This window comes from Komagataeibacter saccharivorans (genome assembly GCF_003207825.1).
In the GTDB taxonomy this organism is placed as follows: domain Bacteria; phylum Pseudomonadota; class Alphaproteobacteria; order Acetobacterales; family Acetobacteraceae; genus Komagataeibacter; species Komagataeibacter saccharivorans.
Window position 1 is genome coordinate 51,306 of sequence record NZ_NKTY01000005.1, and the last position, 14,827, is coordinate 66,132.

Genomic DNA, 14,827 nt, shown 5'->3' on the forward strand with positions numbered 1-14,827 from the left:
GGCAGGCTCCTAGCCCGCGGCCCTCTCGTCACGGAGGAGGGCTGCCTCAATCAGGGCGACGGTTTCCGCAATCCCGTACAGCGCGACAAAAATCCCGAAACGCGGCCCCTCCTTCTGCCCAAGCAGCACTTCATACAGACAGCCGAACCACGCACGCAGCGGCTCGAAGCCATGGGTCTTGCCAATCTCGAACACAAGGTTCTGGCAGGTATCGGGGGAAACCTCCTCCCCCTCCAGCCCGCGCAGGGCTTCGGCCAGATCGGACAGCGCCTTGCGCTCATGCGGTTCGGGCGCGCGGTAGTGCTTCGTCGGGCGCACGAAATCGGCGTAGTAGACAATGGCATGGTCCACCAGACGCGCCAGCATGGGGCAGCTCTGCGGCGTGGCGGCGGCATCGTAACGCTGGATGAACTTCCACAGCACATCCGGCGTCTCGGCATTCGCGACGGATGCGAGGTTGAGCAGCATGCCAAATGTGACCGGGCTGCCCGCATCGGCGGGAATATTGCCCGCATGGATGAACCATGCCGGGTTGGTCATGAGGGCTGCATCATCGGCAGGCAGCGTCTTCGCCTTGCCGACATGGGCCAGATATTCATCCGTCGCCTTGGGAATGACATCGAAGAACAGGCGCTTGGCGCGCTGCGGGGCATTGAACATATACTGCCCGAGGCTTTCCGCGGGCGCGTAACGCAGCCATTCCTCAACCGAAATCCCGTTGCCCTTGGACTTCGATATCTTCTGCCCGTTCTGGTCCAGAAACAGCTCGTAAGTCAGGCCCGCAGGCGGCTGGCCGCCAAGGATACGGCAGATCTTCCCCGACAGGCGCACGCTGTCGATCAGATCCTTGCCCGACATTTCATAGTCAACGCCCAGCGCATACCAGCGCATGGCCCAGTCGGCCTTCCACTGCATTTTGGCATGGCCGCCCGTTACGGGGGTTTCGAAGGTCTCGCCTTCCTCATCCGTCCAGCGCACGGTACCCCCCACCGGGTCGATCGCATCCATCTTCACCTGCATGACCTGACCGGTGCGGGGATGGATGGGCAGGACGGGGGAGTAGGTGGCACGCCGTTCCTCGCCCAGTGTCGGCGCGATCACGGCCACGATCTGGTCGTGTACTTCCAGCACGCGCTTCAGGGCGGCGTCGAAACGCCCCCCTTCATAATACAGGGTGGAGGACGCGAATTCATATTCGAATCCGAACCCGTCAAGGAAGGCGCGCAGACGGGCGTTGTTATGCGCGGCGAAGGATTCGTGCGTGCCGAACGGATCAGGCACGCGTGACAGCGGCTTGCCGATGAACTGGTGCAGCATCTCCTGATTCGGCACGTTTTCCGGCACCTTGCGCAGGGCATCCATATCATCGGAAAACGCAAGCAGCCGCGTGGGCAGGCCGGTCAGCTTCGTGAAGGCCTGACGCACCCATGATGTGCGCGCGACCTCGCCAAACGTGCCGATATGCGGCAGGCCGGAGGGACCATAACCCGTTTCCAGCAGCACGGGCCGGTCCGCCGTGACAGCGCGCGCGCCAACATGCGCGGACAGTTTGGCGGCCTCCTCAAACGGCCAGGACTTGGGGAGGGGCGAGATAAGGGGACGATGCTGTTCTGACATGGACCGGCAAGCTATGGGCAGGAATGACGCGGGTCAATCCATCCTATTCAACACCGCAGGACGCAGCAATGATAATGATCTGACACGCGGCGGGCGACAGACGCCCACAGGTACCCTATATCATTGACCGAGATGCCAGACACCCCGCCCCTGCCGGACAGCGCACCGGCGATCCTTCCCCGGCACGGCGCATGGTCGGTCCTGACCCCGGATGGGGAAATCCTGTCCATGACGGCGGCCGAAATCCGGCGTGACCTGCCGCACTGGCCGGCCATTCTGGTCATTCACGCCCCGGCCACGGCGCGCAGGCTGGACCTGCCGCCCCCGCCGCGCCCCTGTCCATGGCTGGACCTGCTGGAACTGTTCGCCTTCGCCATGCCCGCGCATGGCGTGCCCCCCACGGCGCGTGGACTTGGGGGGGCGCTGGGTATTGCAGCACACCGGCTGGATGCGCCCGAGGCCGACCTGCTGCCCGATCTGGCATTCGCACTGCTGCGTCACATCGCCCGCAGCCGCAACACGCCACAGGGCGGCATCATGACCGCGCTGGCATGGCGCATGCGGCAGGCGGGATGGGCATGGGGGCCATCCGTCTGTGCCGCGCTGGGACTGGATGCGACCGGGCCGTTGCCCGCAGGCGTGATCCAGCCCGCCGAAGCCCTGAAGGTCTGGACGCGCCTGCCCAAATGGGAGGACACTGCCCCCCGCCCACCACCAGCCGCCCAGCCGGTAACGGGGGATGAAGCCCGCGACCACCTGCGCGCCATTCTGGGCGAAGGGGCCGAACACCGCCCCGCGCAGGAAGCGTTCAGCCACCTTGCCGCCCGGGCCTTTGCCCCGCGCACCACGCAGGGCGATCCGCACATGGTACTGGCGGAAGCGGGAACCGGCACGGGCAAGACCCTTGGCTATGTCGCACCGGCCAGCATCTGGTCGCGCCGCAACGGGGGCGCTGTGTGGATCAGCACCTATACCCGGCACCTGCAACGCCAGATCGAGACGGAACTGGCCCGCCTGTTCCCCGATCCCGCCATCCGCCGCAGCCATGTGGTCGTACGCAAGGGGCGCGAAAACTATCTATGCCTGCTGAATATGGAGGAGAGCGTGAACATCGCCCTCTCCCGCGGGCAGGCGGCGAATGCCACCATTATCGGGCTGGCGCTGGTTGCCCTGTGGGTCGCCCATACCGATGATGGCGACCTGTTTGGCGGCGATCTGCCGGGCTGGTTTGCCGACCTGTTCGGTCGCGGGCTGCTGACCGGCATTGCCGACAGGCGTGGCGAATGCATTCACGGCGCCTGCCCGCATTACCAGCAATGCATGGTGGAACATTCCATCCGCCGCGCCCGCACGGCCGATCTGGTCATCGCCAACCATGCGCTGGTGATGTCACAGGCGGCATGGCACGCGCTGGACGGGTCGGACACCAATAACGAGGACAATACCCCTACCCGCTACATCATGGACGAAGGGCATCACATCGCTGATGCGGCCGACAGCGCCTTCGCCCTTGAACTGTCCGGGCTGGAGGCGGCTGAACTGCGGCGCTGGCTGCTGGGGGCCGAAGGGGCACGGTCGCGCGCGCGGGGCCTGCGGCGGCGGCTGGAAGACCTGCTGGTTCACATCCCGCGCATCGAAACCCCGCTTGATACGGCCCTGATGGCGGCACGCGCCCTGCCCGCCCCCGGCTGGTCGGCACGCCTTGCCGCGCAGGACCCGGCAAGCAAGACCGCCACCGTCCCCACAACCGACCTGCCCGACGGTACGGGTGAACCCGTGCTGTCCAATCCGTCGGAAATGCTGCTGCATGAACTGCGCCTGCAGGTTCTCGCCCGCACGCAGGGCAGTCCCGAAGGCGGCCAGCGCCGCAGCGACAGTGAATGCGACCTGCATCCGATGCCCGATTCCCTGCGCATGGCGGCACAGGGACTGGAACGCGCCCTGCGACGACTGGCCGAACCGCTGCGCACGCTCGTCGCGCGGCTGGAGGAAGTGCTGGATACCGAAGCGGACTGGCTGGACACCCCCATGCGCGAACGGATTGCGGCGGCGATCCGCTCCATCCGCCGCCGTGCCCTGTCCCGCGTCGATGGCTGGTGCGCCATGCTGGGCATCCTGCAGGCCGGAGAGCGCCCGCCCGAAGGCGAGACCCCGCATTATATCGACTATATCCGCATGGACAGGCGCGACGGGCAGAACCCCGGCGAGCGCGATGTGGGGCTGTATCGCCACTGGCTGGACCCGACCATACCGTTTGCCAGTGTCCTGGCCGCCCCCGCCCACGGGGTGCTGATTACATCCGCCACCCTGCGCGACGAAACGGGCGGGAACAGAACGGAAGAAGAAAGCGAACGCGCATGGGATGCGGCGGAAGCCCGATCAGGCGCGGTCCACCTGCCATCGCCCGCCATAAGGGCGTCCTTTGCCAGTCCGTTCGATTATGCGCAGCAGAGCCGTGCCTACATCATCACCGATGTCGCCCATGACGATCCGGCGGCGCTGGCCGGTGCCTACCGCACCCTGTTCATGGCGTCCGGTGGTGGGGCGCTGGGGCTGTTTACCGCCATATCGCGACTGCGTGAGGTCTACAGGCGCATCATCACCCCGCTGGAAGCAGCGGGACTGCCCCTGTTTGCCCAGCATGTGGACCCGATGGACAATGCGACACTGGTGGACATCCTGCGCAGTGAACGCAATGCCTGCCTGCTGGGAACCGATGCGATGCGGGATGGAGTGGATGTGCCGGGCGATGCGCTGCGGCTGGTCGCCTTCGAGCGCGTACCGTGGCCACGCCCGGATATCCTGCACCGGGAGCGCCGCATCCACCTGTCCGGTGGGGCGCCGGGGCGTTATGACGACATGATCGCCCGCCTGCGCCTGCGTCAGGCGTTTGGTCGCCTGATCCGCAGTCGGCAGGACAGGGGCGTATTCGTCCTTCTGGACAGGCGCACCCCGTCACGCCTGCTGTCGGCTTTTCCCGAGGGGGTAATGGTCCGCCGCCTTGGCCTGAGCGCCGCGGCACGGGAAATTACGGAGTTCCTGCAGGCGCACGATACCTCCGCAGACCAGCTTTCCTGATCTGGTTCCCGCAGACCTTCCCCCCTGACCGGGAGAGACGTCAGAGCGCCTTGAGGTTGGTCGCAGCAGCCTTGCCGCGCTCCATGGCGATGTCATAGCTGACGGCCTGATCTTCGTTCAGACCACGCAGGCCAGCGGCCTGAACGGCGGTGATGTGGACGAACACGTCCTTGCCGCCATCATCAGGCATGATGAAGCCAAAACCCTTGGTCGCGTTGAACCATTTTACTTTTCCGGTAGCCATAGCCAGTCTCTTCTCCAGCGCCATCCTTGCCGGTCCTAATACCGGGAATCCGGGCGCGTGCCTTTACGGCCATGAAAAAAACGGGGCATCCGGAAAACACCCAGCCACTTTCACGTCGTTCGTGCTCCATAGGGGCAGCATGAAATGGGCGTCCATGTCAAATACTCCTGACATCACATACGCCGATGCCCCATGCGCGGGGCATGAAAAAAGGGGGAAAGGCCACTGGCCCTTCCCCCTTTTTTTCGTCGGTCCGGGTGGCCCCCTGCGGGAGCCACGCAGGAACAGCGTGGATCAGAAATCCATGCCGCCCATGCCACCCATTCCGCCCATGCCACCTTCCGGCATCGCAGGGGCCTTCTTTTCCGGGCGCTCGGCCACCATCGCTTCGGTGGTGATGAGCAGGCCGGCAACCGAAGCCGCATCCTGCAGCGCCGTGCGGACAACCTTCATCGGGTCGATGATACCGGCTTCCACCAGATCCTTGTAATCACCGATCTGGGCATCGAAACCGAAGGTGTAGGTATCGTTTTCCAGAACCTTGCCGGCGATGACCGCACCGTCTTCACCCGCGTTGTGGGCGATCTGGCGCAGCGGAGCCTGCAGGGCCTTGCGGATGATGTCCGCACCGACGCGCTGGTCGTCGTTATGGAAGTGCAGGCCACCCAGCTTGGTGGATGCGCGGGCAAGTGCGGTGCCACCACCGGGGACAATGCCTTCCTCAACCGCCGCACGGGTCGCGTGCAGGGCATCGTCAACGCGGTCCTTACGTTCCTTCACCTCGATCTCGGTGGAACCACCGACGCGGATCACGGCAACGCCGCCTGCCAGCTTCGCAAGGCGTTCCTGCAGCTTTTCACGGTCGTAGTCGGAGGTGGTTTCCTCGATCTGCGCACGGATCTGGCTGCAACGGCCCTTGATGCCCTCGCTGTTGCCAGCGCCTTCGACAATGGTGGTGTTTTCCTTGTCGATGTGCACCTTCTTCGCGGTGCCCAGCATGTCCAGCGTAACGCTTTCCAGCTTGATGCCGAGGTCTTCGCTGATGACCTGACCACCGGTCAGGATCGCGATGTCTTCCAGCATGGCCTTGCGACGGTCACCGAAGCCCGGCGCCTTGACGGCGGCGATCTTCAGGCCACCACGCAGCTTGTTGACCACCAGGGTCGCCAGCGCTTCGCCATCAACGTCTTCCGCAATGATCAGCAGCGGACGGCCGGACTGCACAACCGCTTCGAGCAGCGGCAGGATCGGCTGCAGCGAGGACAGCTTCTTTTCGTGGATCAGGATGTAGGGGCTGTCCAGATCGACGGTCATCTTTTCCGCATTCGTCACGAAATACGGGGAGATGTAGCCACGATCAAACTGCATGCCCTCGACCACGTCCAGCTCGGTGTGCAGGCCCTTAGCCTCTTCCACCGTGATGACGCCTTCGGAGCCGACCTTCTGCATGGCCTTGGAGATCATCTCGCCGATTTCATGTTCGCCATTGGCGGAAATCGTGCCGACCTGTGCCGTTTCAGCCGGGGTCGTGATCTTCTTCGCGTTCTTCTTCAGCTCTTCAACGACAACGCCGACAGCCTTGTCGATGCCGCGCTTGAGGTCCATCGGGTTCATGCCGGCGGCAACGGCCTTGGCGCCTTCACGCACGATGGCCTGCGCCAGCACGGTTGCCGTGGTGGTGCCGTCGCCCGCGATGTCGTTGGTCTTGGATGCGACCTCACGGACCATCTGCGCGCCCATGTTCTCGAACTTGTCGGCCAGTTCGATTTCCTTGGCGACGGAGACACCGTCCTTCGTGATGCGCGGCGCGCCGAAGCTCTTGTCCAGAACGACGTTACGACCCTTCGGGCCAAGCGTCACTTTTACCGCATCCGCAAGGATATCAACGCCGCGCAGCATGCGCTGGCGGGCTTCACCGCCGAACTTTACGTCCTTGGCTGCCATTTTCTTTTCTCCGGTATGGAAGGTTTCTTAAAAGGTTACTCGGTGCGAAAAGCGCGGGGTGGTCAGCCGACCACGCCCATGATGTCGCTTTCCTTCATGATCAGCAGTTCTTCACCGTCGATCGTCACTTCCGTGCCCGACCACTTGCCGAACAGGACGCGGTCACCCGCCTTCACGTCCAGCGCCACGATCTGGCCCTGTTCGTTACGGGCACCTGCGCCCACCGAGATCACCTCGCCTTCCATCGGCTTTTCCTTGGCGGTCTCAGGGATGATGATACCACCTGCTGTTTTTTCCTCGCTCTTGAGGCGACGGACGACCACACGGTCATGCAGGGGACGAAATTTCGTCATGGATGGATCGCTCCACATCTATAAAAAAGGTAACGCCCTTGAATTAAGCAACGCCACCGGTTTGGCGCGCGCGCCAGGCCGCATCGCGTTAGCACTCCCCTCGTGAGAGTGCTAATACCCAGATAGGAAGCACCCCGACGGGTGTCAAGAACACCGCATGGCTGGAACAGGCCTAAATCGCACAATCCCGGCATCAGACAGGACAGTCACCAATTTAACTGTTAATTATCAATATATTATCGCATATTAAGCTTTCATGACCGAAAGCTGTGGGCTGCTGCCATACAACCGCATGGCACGGCCCCTCCCCCGATTCCGGTTCCCCGCATTGCAGGGTCGGAGTCCTTGAAAAACCCGCCTTCACGCTGTTTCATATTGACGCGGCGGGAACGGGCATCATTCTTTTCCCGCAATGCAGATAAGAAATGAGGGACCACCATGGGCGCAGTCGTAACCGTTACCGCGGCAGACGGGCATACGTTTTCCGCTTACCGGGCAGGCCGCCCATACGCCGCGCGCAGCGTGGTGGTCGTACAGGAAATTTTCGGAATCACGCCCTATATCCGCGCCGTATGCGATTCCCTGGCGGAGGCGGGCTATCAGGCCATCGCACCCGCGCTGTTCGACCGTGTCCGCCGCGATACCATCCTGCCCTATGACAGCAATGGCGTGCAGGAAGGACTGAAACTGCGTGCCGAGGTGGGCGAGGAAAACGCGCTGAGGGACCTCACCGCCGCCGCCGGGTGCCTGACCACGGAAAAGAAGGGCATCATCGGTTTCTGCTGGGGTGGCAAGCTGGCATGGGAAGCGGCATGCCATACAACCACCTTTTCCGCCGCGGTCGCGTGGTACGGCGGCGGCATTGCCGCGACCCGCAACCAGACGCCCAACTGCCCCGTGCAGCTCCATTTCGGGGCGGAAGATGCCCATATCCCCGCAAACGATGTGGACGCCATCCGCGCCGCGCATGAGGATATTGAAATCTTCACCTATGAAGGGGCCGATCACGGCTTTGGCTGCACGGATCGCCCGTCATATGACGAAGCGGCGGCCACGCTGGCCATGCAGCGCAGCCTGAGCTTTTTTGAACACTGGCTGTAAGAGAGTGTTTGAAAAGAAATCTTTAATAAAAACAGGAAGGTTTCTGGGTGCCGCTTTTTTCAAAAAGGCGGCGTCTTCCGAAGCTTTTTGAAAAAAGCTTTACCAGGAACGTCCGTGTGATTTCTGGATATTTCCCGACAGGCTTTGCAAACGGCCTCAAGGGGCGCCCCGGTAAGGCGACGGGCCGGATATACGCTGTTTCCGGCCCTTTATCCCGCTGCCTGTCTTGCGGCAGCGGGAAAGTCACACCAGTCAGGCGCGGTTCAGCACACGGCCAGCAACCGCATCTAGCTTGGCCAGCAGGGCGGGATCGCGCTTTTCGGGTGCGGTAATCAGCGCGTGTTCCAGCGCACGGTCACAACCGGCGTAACACGGCCCACGCTTCGCCCCCAGCCGGGGGATGACCGAACGGACCAGTGCCCGCGCGCGGCTTGCGTTTTCCTGCATCACCTTGACCACGGCATCCACTGTCACGCTATCGTGATCGTCGTGCCAGCAATCATAATCGGTGACCATGGCGACGGTCGCGTAGCAGATCTCCGCCTCACGGGCGAGCTTGGCTTCCGGCATGTTGGTCATGCCCACAACCGAACAGCCCCATGAGCGGTAGAGGTTGCTTTCGGCACGGGTGGAGAACTGCGGTCCTTCCATGACCAGATAGGTACCGCCACGGGTCACATCCAGCCCCAGTTCCCGACACTGGCCTTCCAGCACGTCGCCAATACGCGGACATAGCGGATCGGCCATGCCGACATGGGCCACGCATCCGGTATCGAAAAAGCTCTTTTCGCGCGCGAAGGAGCGGTCGATGAACTGGTCGATCACCACGAAATGGCCCGGCGGCAGTTCTTCCTTAAGCGAGCCTACGGCCGAAAGCGACACGATGTCGGTCACGCCCGAACGCTTCAGCGCATCGATATTGGCGCGGTAATTCAGCCGTGACGGCGGCAGCGGGTGCCCGCGCCCGTGCCGGGGCAGGAACACGCAGCGCACACCGTCCAGACGACCGAACAGTAACTGGTCAGACGGCTTGCCCCATGGGGTTTCGACCGTGCGCCACTCCTTGTCCTCAAGACCTTCGATATCATACAGGCCGGAACCGCCGATCAGGCCGATAACCGGCTCGATCTGCTCGTCAGTGGCAGGATTAGGGGACATTGGACCATGTTCTCCGTTTCAGACAGATGGAAAGAATAAGCACGAACACAAGGAACACGACCGCGCCCACCCCCAGCCGGTGGCGTTCGGTCAGGTGCGGCGTCGCCACCCATGCAAGGAAAGTGGTGACATCGCGCGCCTGCTGCGCAACCGTGGCCGGTGTGCCATCGGGGTAGGTCACGCCGCCTTCATGCAGCGGCGGCGGCATGGCGGTCAGTCCCTGCGCGGCATAGGGATTGTGGAACATGCCCTGCGGCACGACCATGCCGGGGGGCGCGGGCTGGCCGTAACCGGTCAGGAACGCATAGATCCGGTCCACCCCACCAGGATGGACCACCGCCAGCCGGGACTGGTCCGGCGGCATCACGCCATGATTGGCCGCAGCCGCCGTTCGGGCATCGGGATAGGGGGATAGCAGGTGGTCATCCGCGCTGGCCGGGCGCGAAAGCGCGTGCCCGCCGGCATCCACGCCCGCTGGCACATGATGGGCATGGGCTATGGCGTCGACATCGCTTTCCTTCAGGCCAAGGCCCGCAAGGTCGCCATAGGTAACCGATTTCATGCCATGGCAGGCGGAGCAGACCTGCGCGTAAACGGTATAGCCGCGCTGGACCGCGCCCATGTCGAAATGCCCAAGCGGCCCCTGAAAACTCCATGTCTGGCGGGGCGGTTCACGGTAATCGCGCGCCATGGCACCACCACCTGACACAAGGCCAAGGACTACAAGACCCGACAGCAGCGCGCCATGGCGCCGTGCGGCGTGCCTGCCGGGCGTATCGCACCGCTGTTGGCCCTGCTCATCCATGTCCGCTCCCGCCACAATTCCGTAACCCTTTTCGCGCCAGTATCCCACGCTGGCAACCTTCCTAGCGGCAGGATGACGGGTCTTGCAATTGCCCGTCTTGCAATAGGCGGGACAAACGGGCACCCGTAATATCCTTTGCGAATGACCTGAACGGGCAGAACGATACGACCATGACAATTTCCCGCACACCAGTCGCCCATGACGCGCTGAAGGACACGGCCCGGACGTGGTTTGAAACCCTGCGCAACCGCATATGCGCAGCCTTCGAGCAGATCGAGACCGAAGCCGCTGCCGCCGGCACGCCCACCCTGCCGGGCAAGGAAACACCGGGCCGTTTCGAGCGCACGCCCTGGAACCGCACCAATGAGGACGGCACGCCCGGCGGCGGCGGTGTCATAAGCCTCATGCGCGGGCGTGTATTTGAAAAGGTCGGGGTCAATGTCTCGACGGTAAGTGGCGAATTCAGCCCCGGCTTTCGCGATTCGATCCCCGGCGCATCGGAAGATCCGCGCTTTTTCGCAACAGGCATAAGCCTTGTTGCCCATATGTGCAGCCCGCTGGTGCCCGCGGCCCATTTCAACACCCGCATGATCGTCACCACACAGGGCTGGTTTGGCGGCGGCGGCGACATTACGCCGATGTTTCCCGAAAGCGCCGAAGCCATCAGCGACGGCGAACGGTTCCATGACGGGTTCAGACAGGCATGCGAAAAGCATGACCCCGAATATTATCCCCGCTTCCGCGACTGGTGTGACAAGTATTTTTACCTGCCCCACCGTAATGAACCGCGCGGGCTGGGCGGCATTTTCTATGACCGGCTCAATACCGGCGACCTCGACGCGGATTTCGCCTTTACGCGCGATGTGGGGCTGGGCTTTCTGGAAACCTACCCCGATATCGTGCGGAGCCGGATGATGGAACCGTGGACGGAAGAACAGCGCAAGGCGCAGCTTGTCCGGCGCGGACGGTATGTGGAGTTCAATCTCCTGCATGACCGGGGCACGATTTTCGGCCTGAAAACGGGCGGAAACACCGAAGCCATCCTCATGAGCCTTCCCCCCGAGGTCCACTGGCCATAAGAATAGCCCATGCCCGCCCGACACACCTGGCTCTGCCCCGCCCCGACCACCGCCATGCCGCCCGCGCCATGGGGCTGCGGCATGCGGGCGCACGGGACCATGAACAGGCGGGCACAGCCATGATCGGGCGGCGCAACCTTCTGGCCATGCTTCTGGCCGGTTCGGCGGCGGGCATGCGCGGGGCGATGGCATCGGAACTGCCGCCCGAACGCCTGCCCGTGCCCGCTGGCGCGTCCGGCACGCCCGGCCTGCTGGTTGCAGGCAACCAGAGCGCCATGGCCGATCGCTGGAAGCCGGTCCTGCCCCGCACGCTGGCGCAGGGTTTTGGCCTGTCCAGCCCGCTGCCCGTGCGCGACACGGTGGGACAGGATGGCGTGACAGGGGCCAACCTGTTTGATTCCCAGTTCGCATCCGACGGCATGATGGCGCTGGCCGCACCGGGATCGGCCCTTGTCTCCTCATTATGCGGGGATACGCGCATCCATTTCGATTACAGCCGCTGGCTGCCACTGCTGCTGTGCATGACCGTGCCGGTGGTGATCGGGCGGGCGCAACTGCATCGCAGCCTTGGCAATTTCATGCGTGACCGGCCCGTGCGCATTGCGGTGTCCACCCTGACCGGCATTGAACTGCCAACCGTGCTGGCCATGACGCTGTTCGGCCTGCGCCCCATCCCGGTCACGGGTCTTGCAACACCTGAGGCCGCCGCCGCGGCCCTGCGCGACAATCAGGTGGACGTGATCCAGATAACAGACCCGCTGGGCACGCCCGACACCACCGCCCTGATCGACGGGCTGGCACAGGCGGATTTTCCCGCCCTGTTTACCCTGAGCACACAGGCCCAGCCCTTCACGGTGCAGGACCAGACGATCATGAGCATGGAGACACGGCTGGGTCAGGATGCTCATTCCGCACTCGGCTCGCTGCTTTATGCGGCATGGAAACCGCTGGCGGGGGCGGCCGCGGTGGATCTGGCGCTGGTGCTGCCCATGCTGACCCAGCCCACGACACTGGCCCGCTGGCGGGCCGCGACGGCGCTGGCCATACGGGACAGCGCGGTGCTCTCCCTTACACGTGACGCGGGTCGCACGCTCCTGACCGGTACGGACGCTACCGCCGCCCTGCAACAGATTTCAGGCGATACGTCCACCATCATGACCCTGCGCCGCTGGCTGGCGGCAAAGCTGCCGACCTGGCGACTGGGCTAACGCCCCGTGCCGCGTCCGGCACGGCGCAGCAGCACCCGCACCGCACCCTGATTGGCGGCATGTGGATGGACAACCGCCAGAATAAGCCGCCCCAGATCACCGCGCCCCAGCCAGAACGGCAGCTCGCGCCGCAGAATGCCGCCATTGAGGCCGCTGCCCAGCCCCGTAATGATTTCGACACAACGTACGTTGTCGGCATGTGCCTGTATCAGGAAGGTATGCAGGCGATGGAAGGCCGTCTGCGCCACCTGTCCATGCAGGTCGAGCCTGCGCGCGGGCCGTAGCTTGCCGCTGACGAGGCCACGCCAGCTTGTATCGTCCATTCCCGGCCTGCGCACGCCAATTTCAAACGGGCCGCCCCTGCCCTTCTGCACGGTCACGCTATGGCCGGGGGTTCCGTGCACGCCGTGCATGTTTCCCGCCGCAAGGCGCTGCAACTGTTCCGGGGTGGTAAGGGGCGCGTGTTTATCCGTTCCCGCCGCCGGAGTGGCCGCAACAGTGGGAGAAATGTCGGGCGTCGCCTGCCGGGCCGCGCGCAGGGGGGCGATACCCTGCGCGAAGGCCGTCCACAGGGCCGCCTCCTCCTCATTCAGTCTGCGCTGCCTCACCGTCTGATTCCTTTCCCTGGCCAGCGGCCCGTGCATATAGAATCACACCCCGCCGGTCGGGTCCATGTTTTCAGCCATGGGCCACAATGCAAAAACCCTGCCGCATGAACGGCAGGGCCTGCATTTCCCATAGGGAAAAGGATTACGGGACCGTGTTACGCAGGGTCTCGCCCTGATAACGCCCGGTCAGCGTATTGAGGAAGGCCACGATATCCGCCACGTCCTGATCCGAAATATCGTGATCGGGCGTCTGGTAGCGCGCCATGTCCCGCACGGCCTGATCCAGCGTCTTGACGCTGCCATCGTGGAAATAGGGGCCGGTCAGCGCGATATTGCGCAGGTTGGGCACCTTGAAGCGTTCCATGTCCGCCGGGTTGTGGGTGACTTCGATACGTCCCTTGTCCGCATCGGTCAGCGGACCGCCACGGGCTGCGAAGTAGTTACCTTCCAGCCCCATCGGCTCGAATGCCTGCCCACCCATGGACGGACCGGTATGGCAGCCAGAGCAGCCAACATCCTTGAACAGCGCGTAACCATGTTTTTCCTGCGTGTTCAGGGCGGCGTCATCGCCCTTCAGGTACTGGTCGAAGCGGCTGTCCGGCGTGATCAGCGTCTTTTCATATTCGGCGATAGCATCCGTGATCGTGGCCTGATTGATCGCATCGGACCCGAAGGCCGCCTGGAAATCCGCGACATAGGACGGATCAGCCGCCAGATGGGCCGCGACAACCGACCAGTCATGCGATCCCATCTCGACCGGGTTCATGACCGGACCGGCCGCCTGTTCGGCCAGCGTGCGGGCACGACCATTCCAGAACTGGCTTTTGTTGAAGGCGGCGTCAAACACGGTGGGGACATTGATCGGGCCTTTCTGCCCGTTGATGCCCGTCGCGGTCACCAGACCGTCAACCCCGCCATGCTGCAGGCTGTGGCAGCTTGCGCAGCTTAACCCGCCATTGCCCGAAAGCTGCCGGTCAAAGAACAGGCGCTGGCCCAGCGCGACCTTGTGGCTGTCCACCGGAATGGATTCGGGCACCGGCTGCACGGGTTCGCCTGCAAACCGGTCGGCAACGCCCTGTGTGGCGTAATGCTGGCGCCGTTCCTGCGCGATCCACGACAGCATGCTGTCACGCTGCGCCGCCGACAGATGGGCATGCCAGTGCATGAGCAGGTACAGCGTGGGCGGCATGCGGTTCTGGTGGATGACTTCCTCGATCCGGGCCAGAGGTTCCTCATCGGGAACGCCACCGTTCTGCAGGGCCTCGATCACCGGTTCAACGCGGAAATGGCGCAGGCCCTGATCGCGGTCGCGGCTCATGAGGGTATTGGCCACCGGCAGGCTGAAATAGAACGGCAGATCAACCTTCGCCGCGTGGCAGTAGTCGCACCGTGCCTCGCGGATGACGTTCAGCGCTGCCGTGGATGCCGCATCCACCCCGGCCCCCGCCGGTGCGGGCGCCGTCGCATGATCGAAATGGTCAAGATAGGCGACCGTTGCGCCATAAACCACGCCGCCGGCGGCGATCGCCCCCAGCACTGCCTTCCTTACCGACATGCCAACCCCTTCATTCGTTATCTGTGGGGCGTTCTGGCCGATTCAGGGATTATTTGTCAAAATAATCGTTTCAATAG

12 protein-coding genes are annotated in these 14,827 nt (G+C 63.6%); 4 read left to right on the forward strand and 8 right to left on the reverse strand.

The features are described 5' to 3' along the window. Positions 1-9: 9 nt before the first annotated feature. The gene (locus CFR79_RS04860) at positions 10-1,617 is read right to left on the reverse strand and encodes a lysine--tRNA ligase (RefSeq protein ID WP_110547107.1); all 1,608 of its coding nucleotides are present in this window, start codon (positions 1,615-1,617) and stop codon (positions 10-12) included. Positions 1,618-1,749: 132 nt separating this feature from the next. Between CFR79_RS04860 and CFR79_RS04865 the strand changes: the two genes are divergently transcribed. Next, positions 1,750-4,695: an ATP-dependent DNA helicase gene (locus tag CFR79_RS04865; RefSeq protein WP_110547108.1), complete on the forward strand. Its 2,946-nt coding sequence runs from the start codon at positions 1,750-1,752 to the stop codon at positions 4,693-4,695. A gap of 40 nt (positions 4,696-4,735) precedes the next feature. On the opposite strand, the gene CFR79_RS04870 is transcribed toward CFR79_RS04865, so the two are convergent. The 3 genes from CFR79_RS04870 to groES form a co-directional block, all read right to left on the reverse strand. Continuing rightward, positions 4,736-4,939 carry a cold-shock protein gene (locus tag CFR79_RS04870; protein ID WP_010507660.1) on the reverse strand — a complete coding sequence of 68 codons (204 nt, stop codon included), beginning with the start codon at positions 4,937-4,939 and terminating at the stop codon, positions 4,736-4,738. A 294-nt stretch (positions 4,940-5,233) separates the two neighbouring features. Then, positions 5,234-6,883: a chaperonin GroEL gene (groL, locus tag CFR79_RS04875; RefSeq protein ID WP_102324529.1), complete on the reverse strand. Its 1,650-nt coding sequence runs from the start codon at positions 6,881-6,883 to the stop codon at positions 5,234-5,236. 62 nt (positions 6,884-6,945) lie between these two features. Next, positions 6,946-7,236: a co-chaperone GroES gene (groES, locus tag CFR79_RS04880; protein ID WP_102324530.1), complete on the reverse strand. Its 291-nt coding sequence runs from the start codon at positions 7,234-7,236 to the stop codon at positions 6,946-6,948. Positions 7,237-7,674: 438 nt separating this feature from the next. On the opposite strand from groES, the gene CFR79_RS04885 reads away from it, so the two are divergent. After that, positions 7,675-8,337 (forward strand): dienelactone hydrolase family protein, encoded by a 663-nt coding sequence (locus CFR79_RS04885; protein WP_102324531.1) that lies wholly within the window; start codon positions 7,675-7,677, stop codon positions 8,335-8,337. 252 nt (positions 8,338-8,589) lie between these two features. Here CFR79_RS04885 and CFR79_RS04890 read toward each other — a convergent pair whose 3' ends face one another. Continuing rightward, positions 8,590-9,495, reverse strand: a complete 906-nt coding sequence (locus CFR79_RS04890) for an S-methyl-5'-thioadenosine phosphorylase (RefSeq protein ID WP_102324532.1) — start codon at positions 9,493-9,495, stop codon at positions 8,590-8,592. Then, positions 9,485-10,300, reverse strand: a complete 816-nt coding sequence (locus CFR79_RS04895; RefSeq protein WP_110547109.1) for a cytochrome c1 — start codon at positions 10,298-10,300, stop codon at positions 9,485-9,487. The genes CFR79_RS04890 and CFR79_RS04895 overlap by 11 nt, the downstream gene beginning before the upstream one ends. A 170-nt stretch (positions 10,301-10,470) precedes the next feature. Here CFR79_RS04895 and hemF point away from each other — a divergent pair, with 170 nt between their 5' ends. Then, a complete protein-coding gene (gene hemF / locus CFR79_RS04900; protein ID WP_110547110.1) occupies positions 10,471-11,379 on the forward strand; it encodes an oxygen-dependent coproporphyrinogen oxidase in 909 nt (302 codons plus the stop codon). 119 nt (positions 11,380-11,498) lie between these two features. Next, positions 11,499-12,587 (forward strand): hypothetical protein, encoded by a 1,089-nt coding sequence (locus CFR79_RS04905; RefSeq protein ID WP_102324819.1) that lies wholly within the window; start codon positions 11,499-11,501, stop codon positions 12,585-12,587. Here CFR79_RS04905 and CFR79_RS04910 read toward each other — a convergent pair. Further along, positions 12,584-13,195, reverse strand: a complete 612-nt coding sequence (locus tag CFR79_RS04910) for a Smr/MutS family protein (RefSeq protein ID WP_102324535.1) — start codon at positions 13,193-13,195, stop codon at positions 12,584-12,586. The two genes, CFR79_RS04905 and CFR79_RS04910, sit on opposite strands and share 4 nt — an antisense overlap. Positions 13,196-13,337: 142 nt before the next feature. Then, entirely contained in the window at positions 13,338-14,750 is a 1,413-nt protein-coding gene (locus tag CFR79_RS04915; protein ID WP_102324536.1) for a cytochrome-c peroxidase, read from the reverse strand. Positions 14,751-14,827: the final 77 nt, after the last annotated feature.

Coding starts and splice junctions, on each gene's coding strand:
- hemF (WP_110547110.1), top strand. CDS start 10,471: ATGACAATTTCCCGCACACCAGTCGCCCATGACGCGCTGAAGGACACG.
- groES (WP_102324530.1), bottom strand. CDS start 7,236: ATGACGAAATTTCGTCCCCTGCATGACCGTGTGGTCGTCCGTCGCCTC.
- CFR79_RS04915 (WP_102324536.1), bottom strand. CDS start 14,750: ATGTCGGTAAGGAAGGCAGTGCTGGGGGCGATCGCCGCCGGCGGCGTG.
- CFR79_RS04895 (WP_110547109.1), bottom strand. CDS start 10,300: ATGGATGAGCAGGGCCAACAGCGGTGCGATACGCCCGGCAGGCACGCC.
- CFR79_RS04860 (WP_110547107.1), bottom strand. CDS start 1,617: ATGTCAGAACAGCATCGTCCCCTTATCTCGCCCCTCCCCAAGTCCTGG.
- CFR79_RS04870 (WP_010507660.1), bottom strand. CDS start 4,939: ATGGCTACCGGAAAAGTAAAATGGTTCAACGCGACCAAGGGTTTTGGC.
- groL (WP_102324529.1), bottom strand. CDS start 6,883: ATGGCAGCCAAGGACGTAAAGTTCGGCGGTGAAGCCCGCCAGCGCATG.
- CFR79_RS04890 (WP_102324532.1), bottom strand. CDS start 9,495: ATGTCCCCTAATCCTGCCACTGACGAGCAGATCGAGCCGGTTATCGGC.
- CFR79_RS04865 (WP_110547108.1), top strand. CDS start 1,750: ATGCCAGACACCCCGCCCCTGCCGGACAGCGCACCGGCGATCCTTCCC.
- CFR79_RS04885 (WP_102324531.1), top strand. CDS start 7,675: ATGGGCGCAGTCGTAACCGTTACCGCGGCAGACGGGCATACGTTTTCC.
- CFR79_RS04905 (WP_102324819.1), top strand. CDS start 11,499: ATGATCGGGCGGCGCAACCTTCTGGCCATGCTTCTGGCCGGTTCGGCG.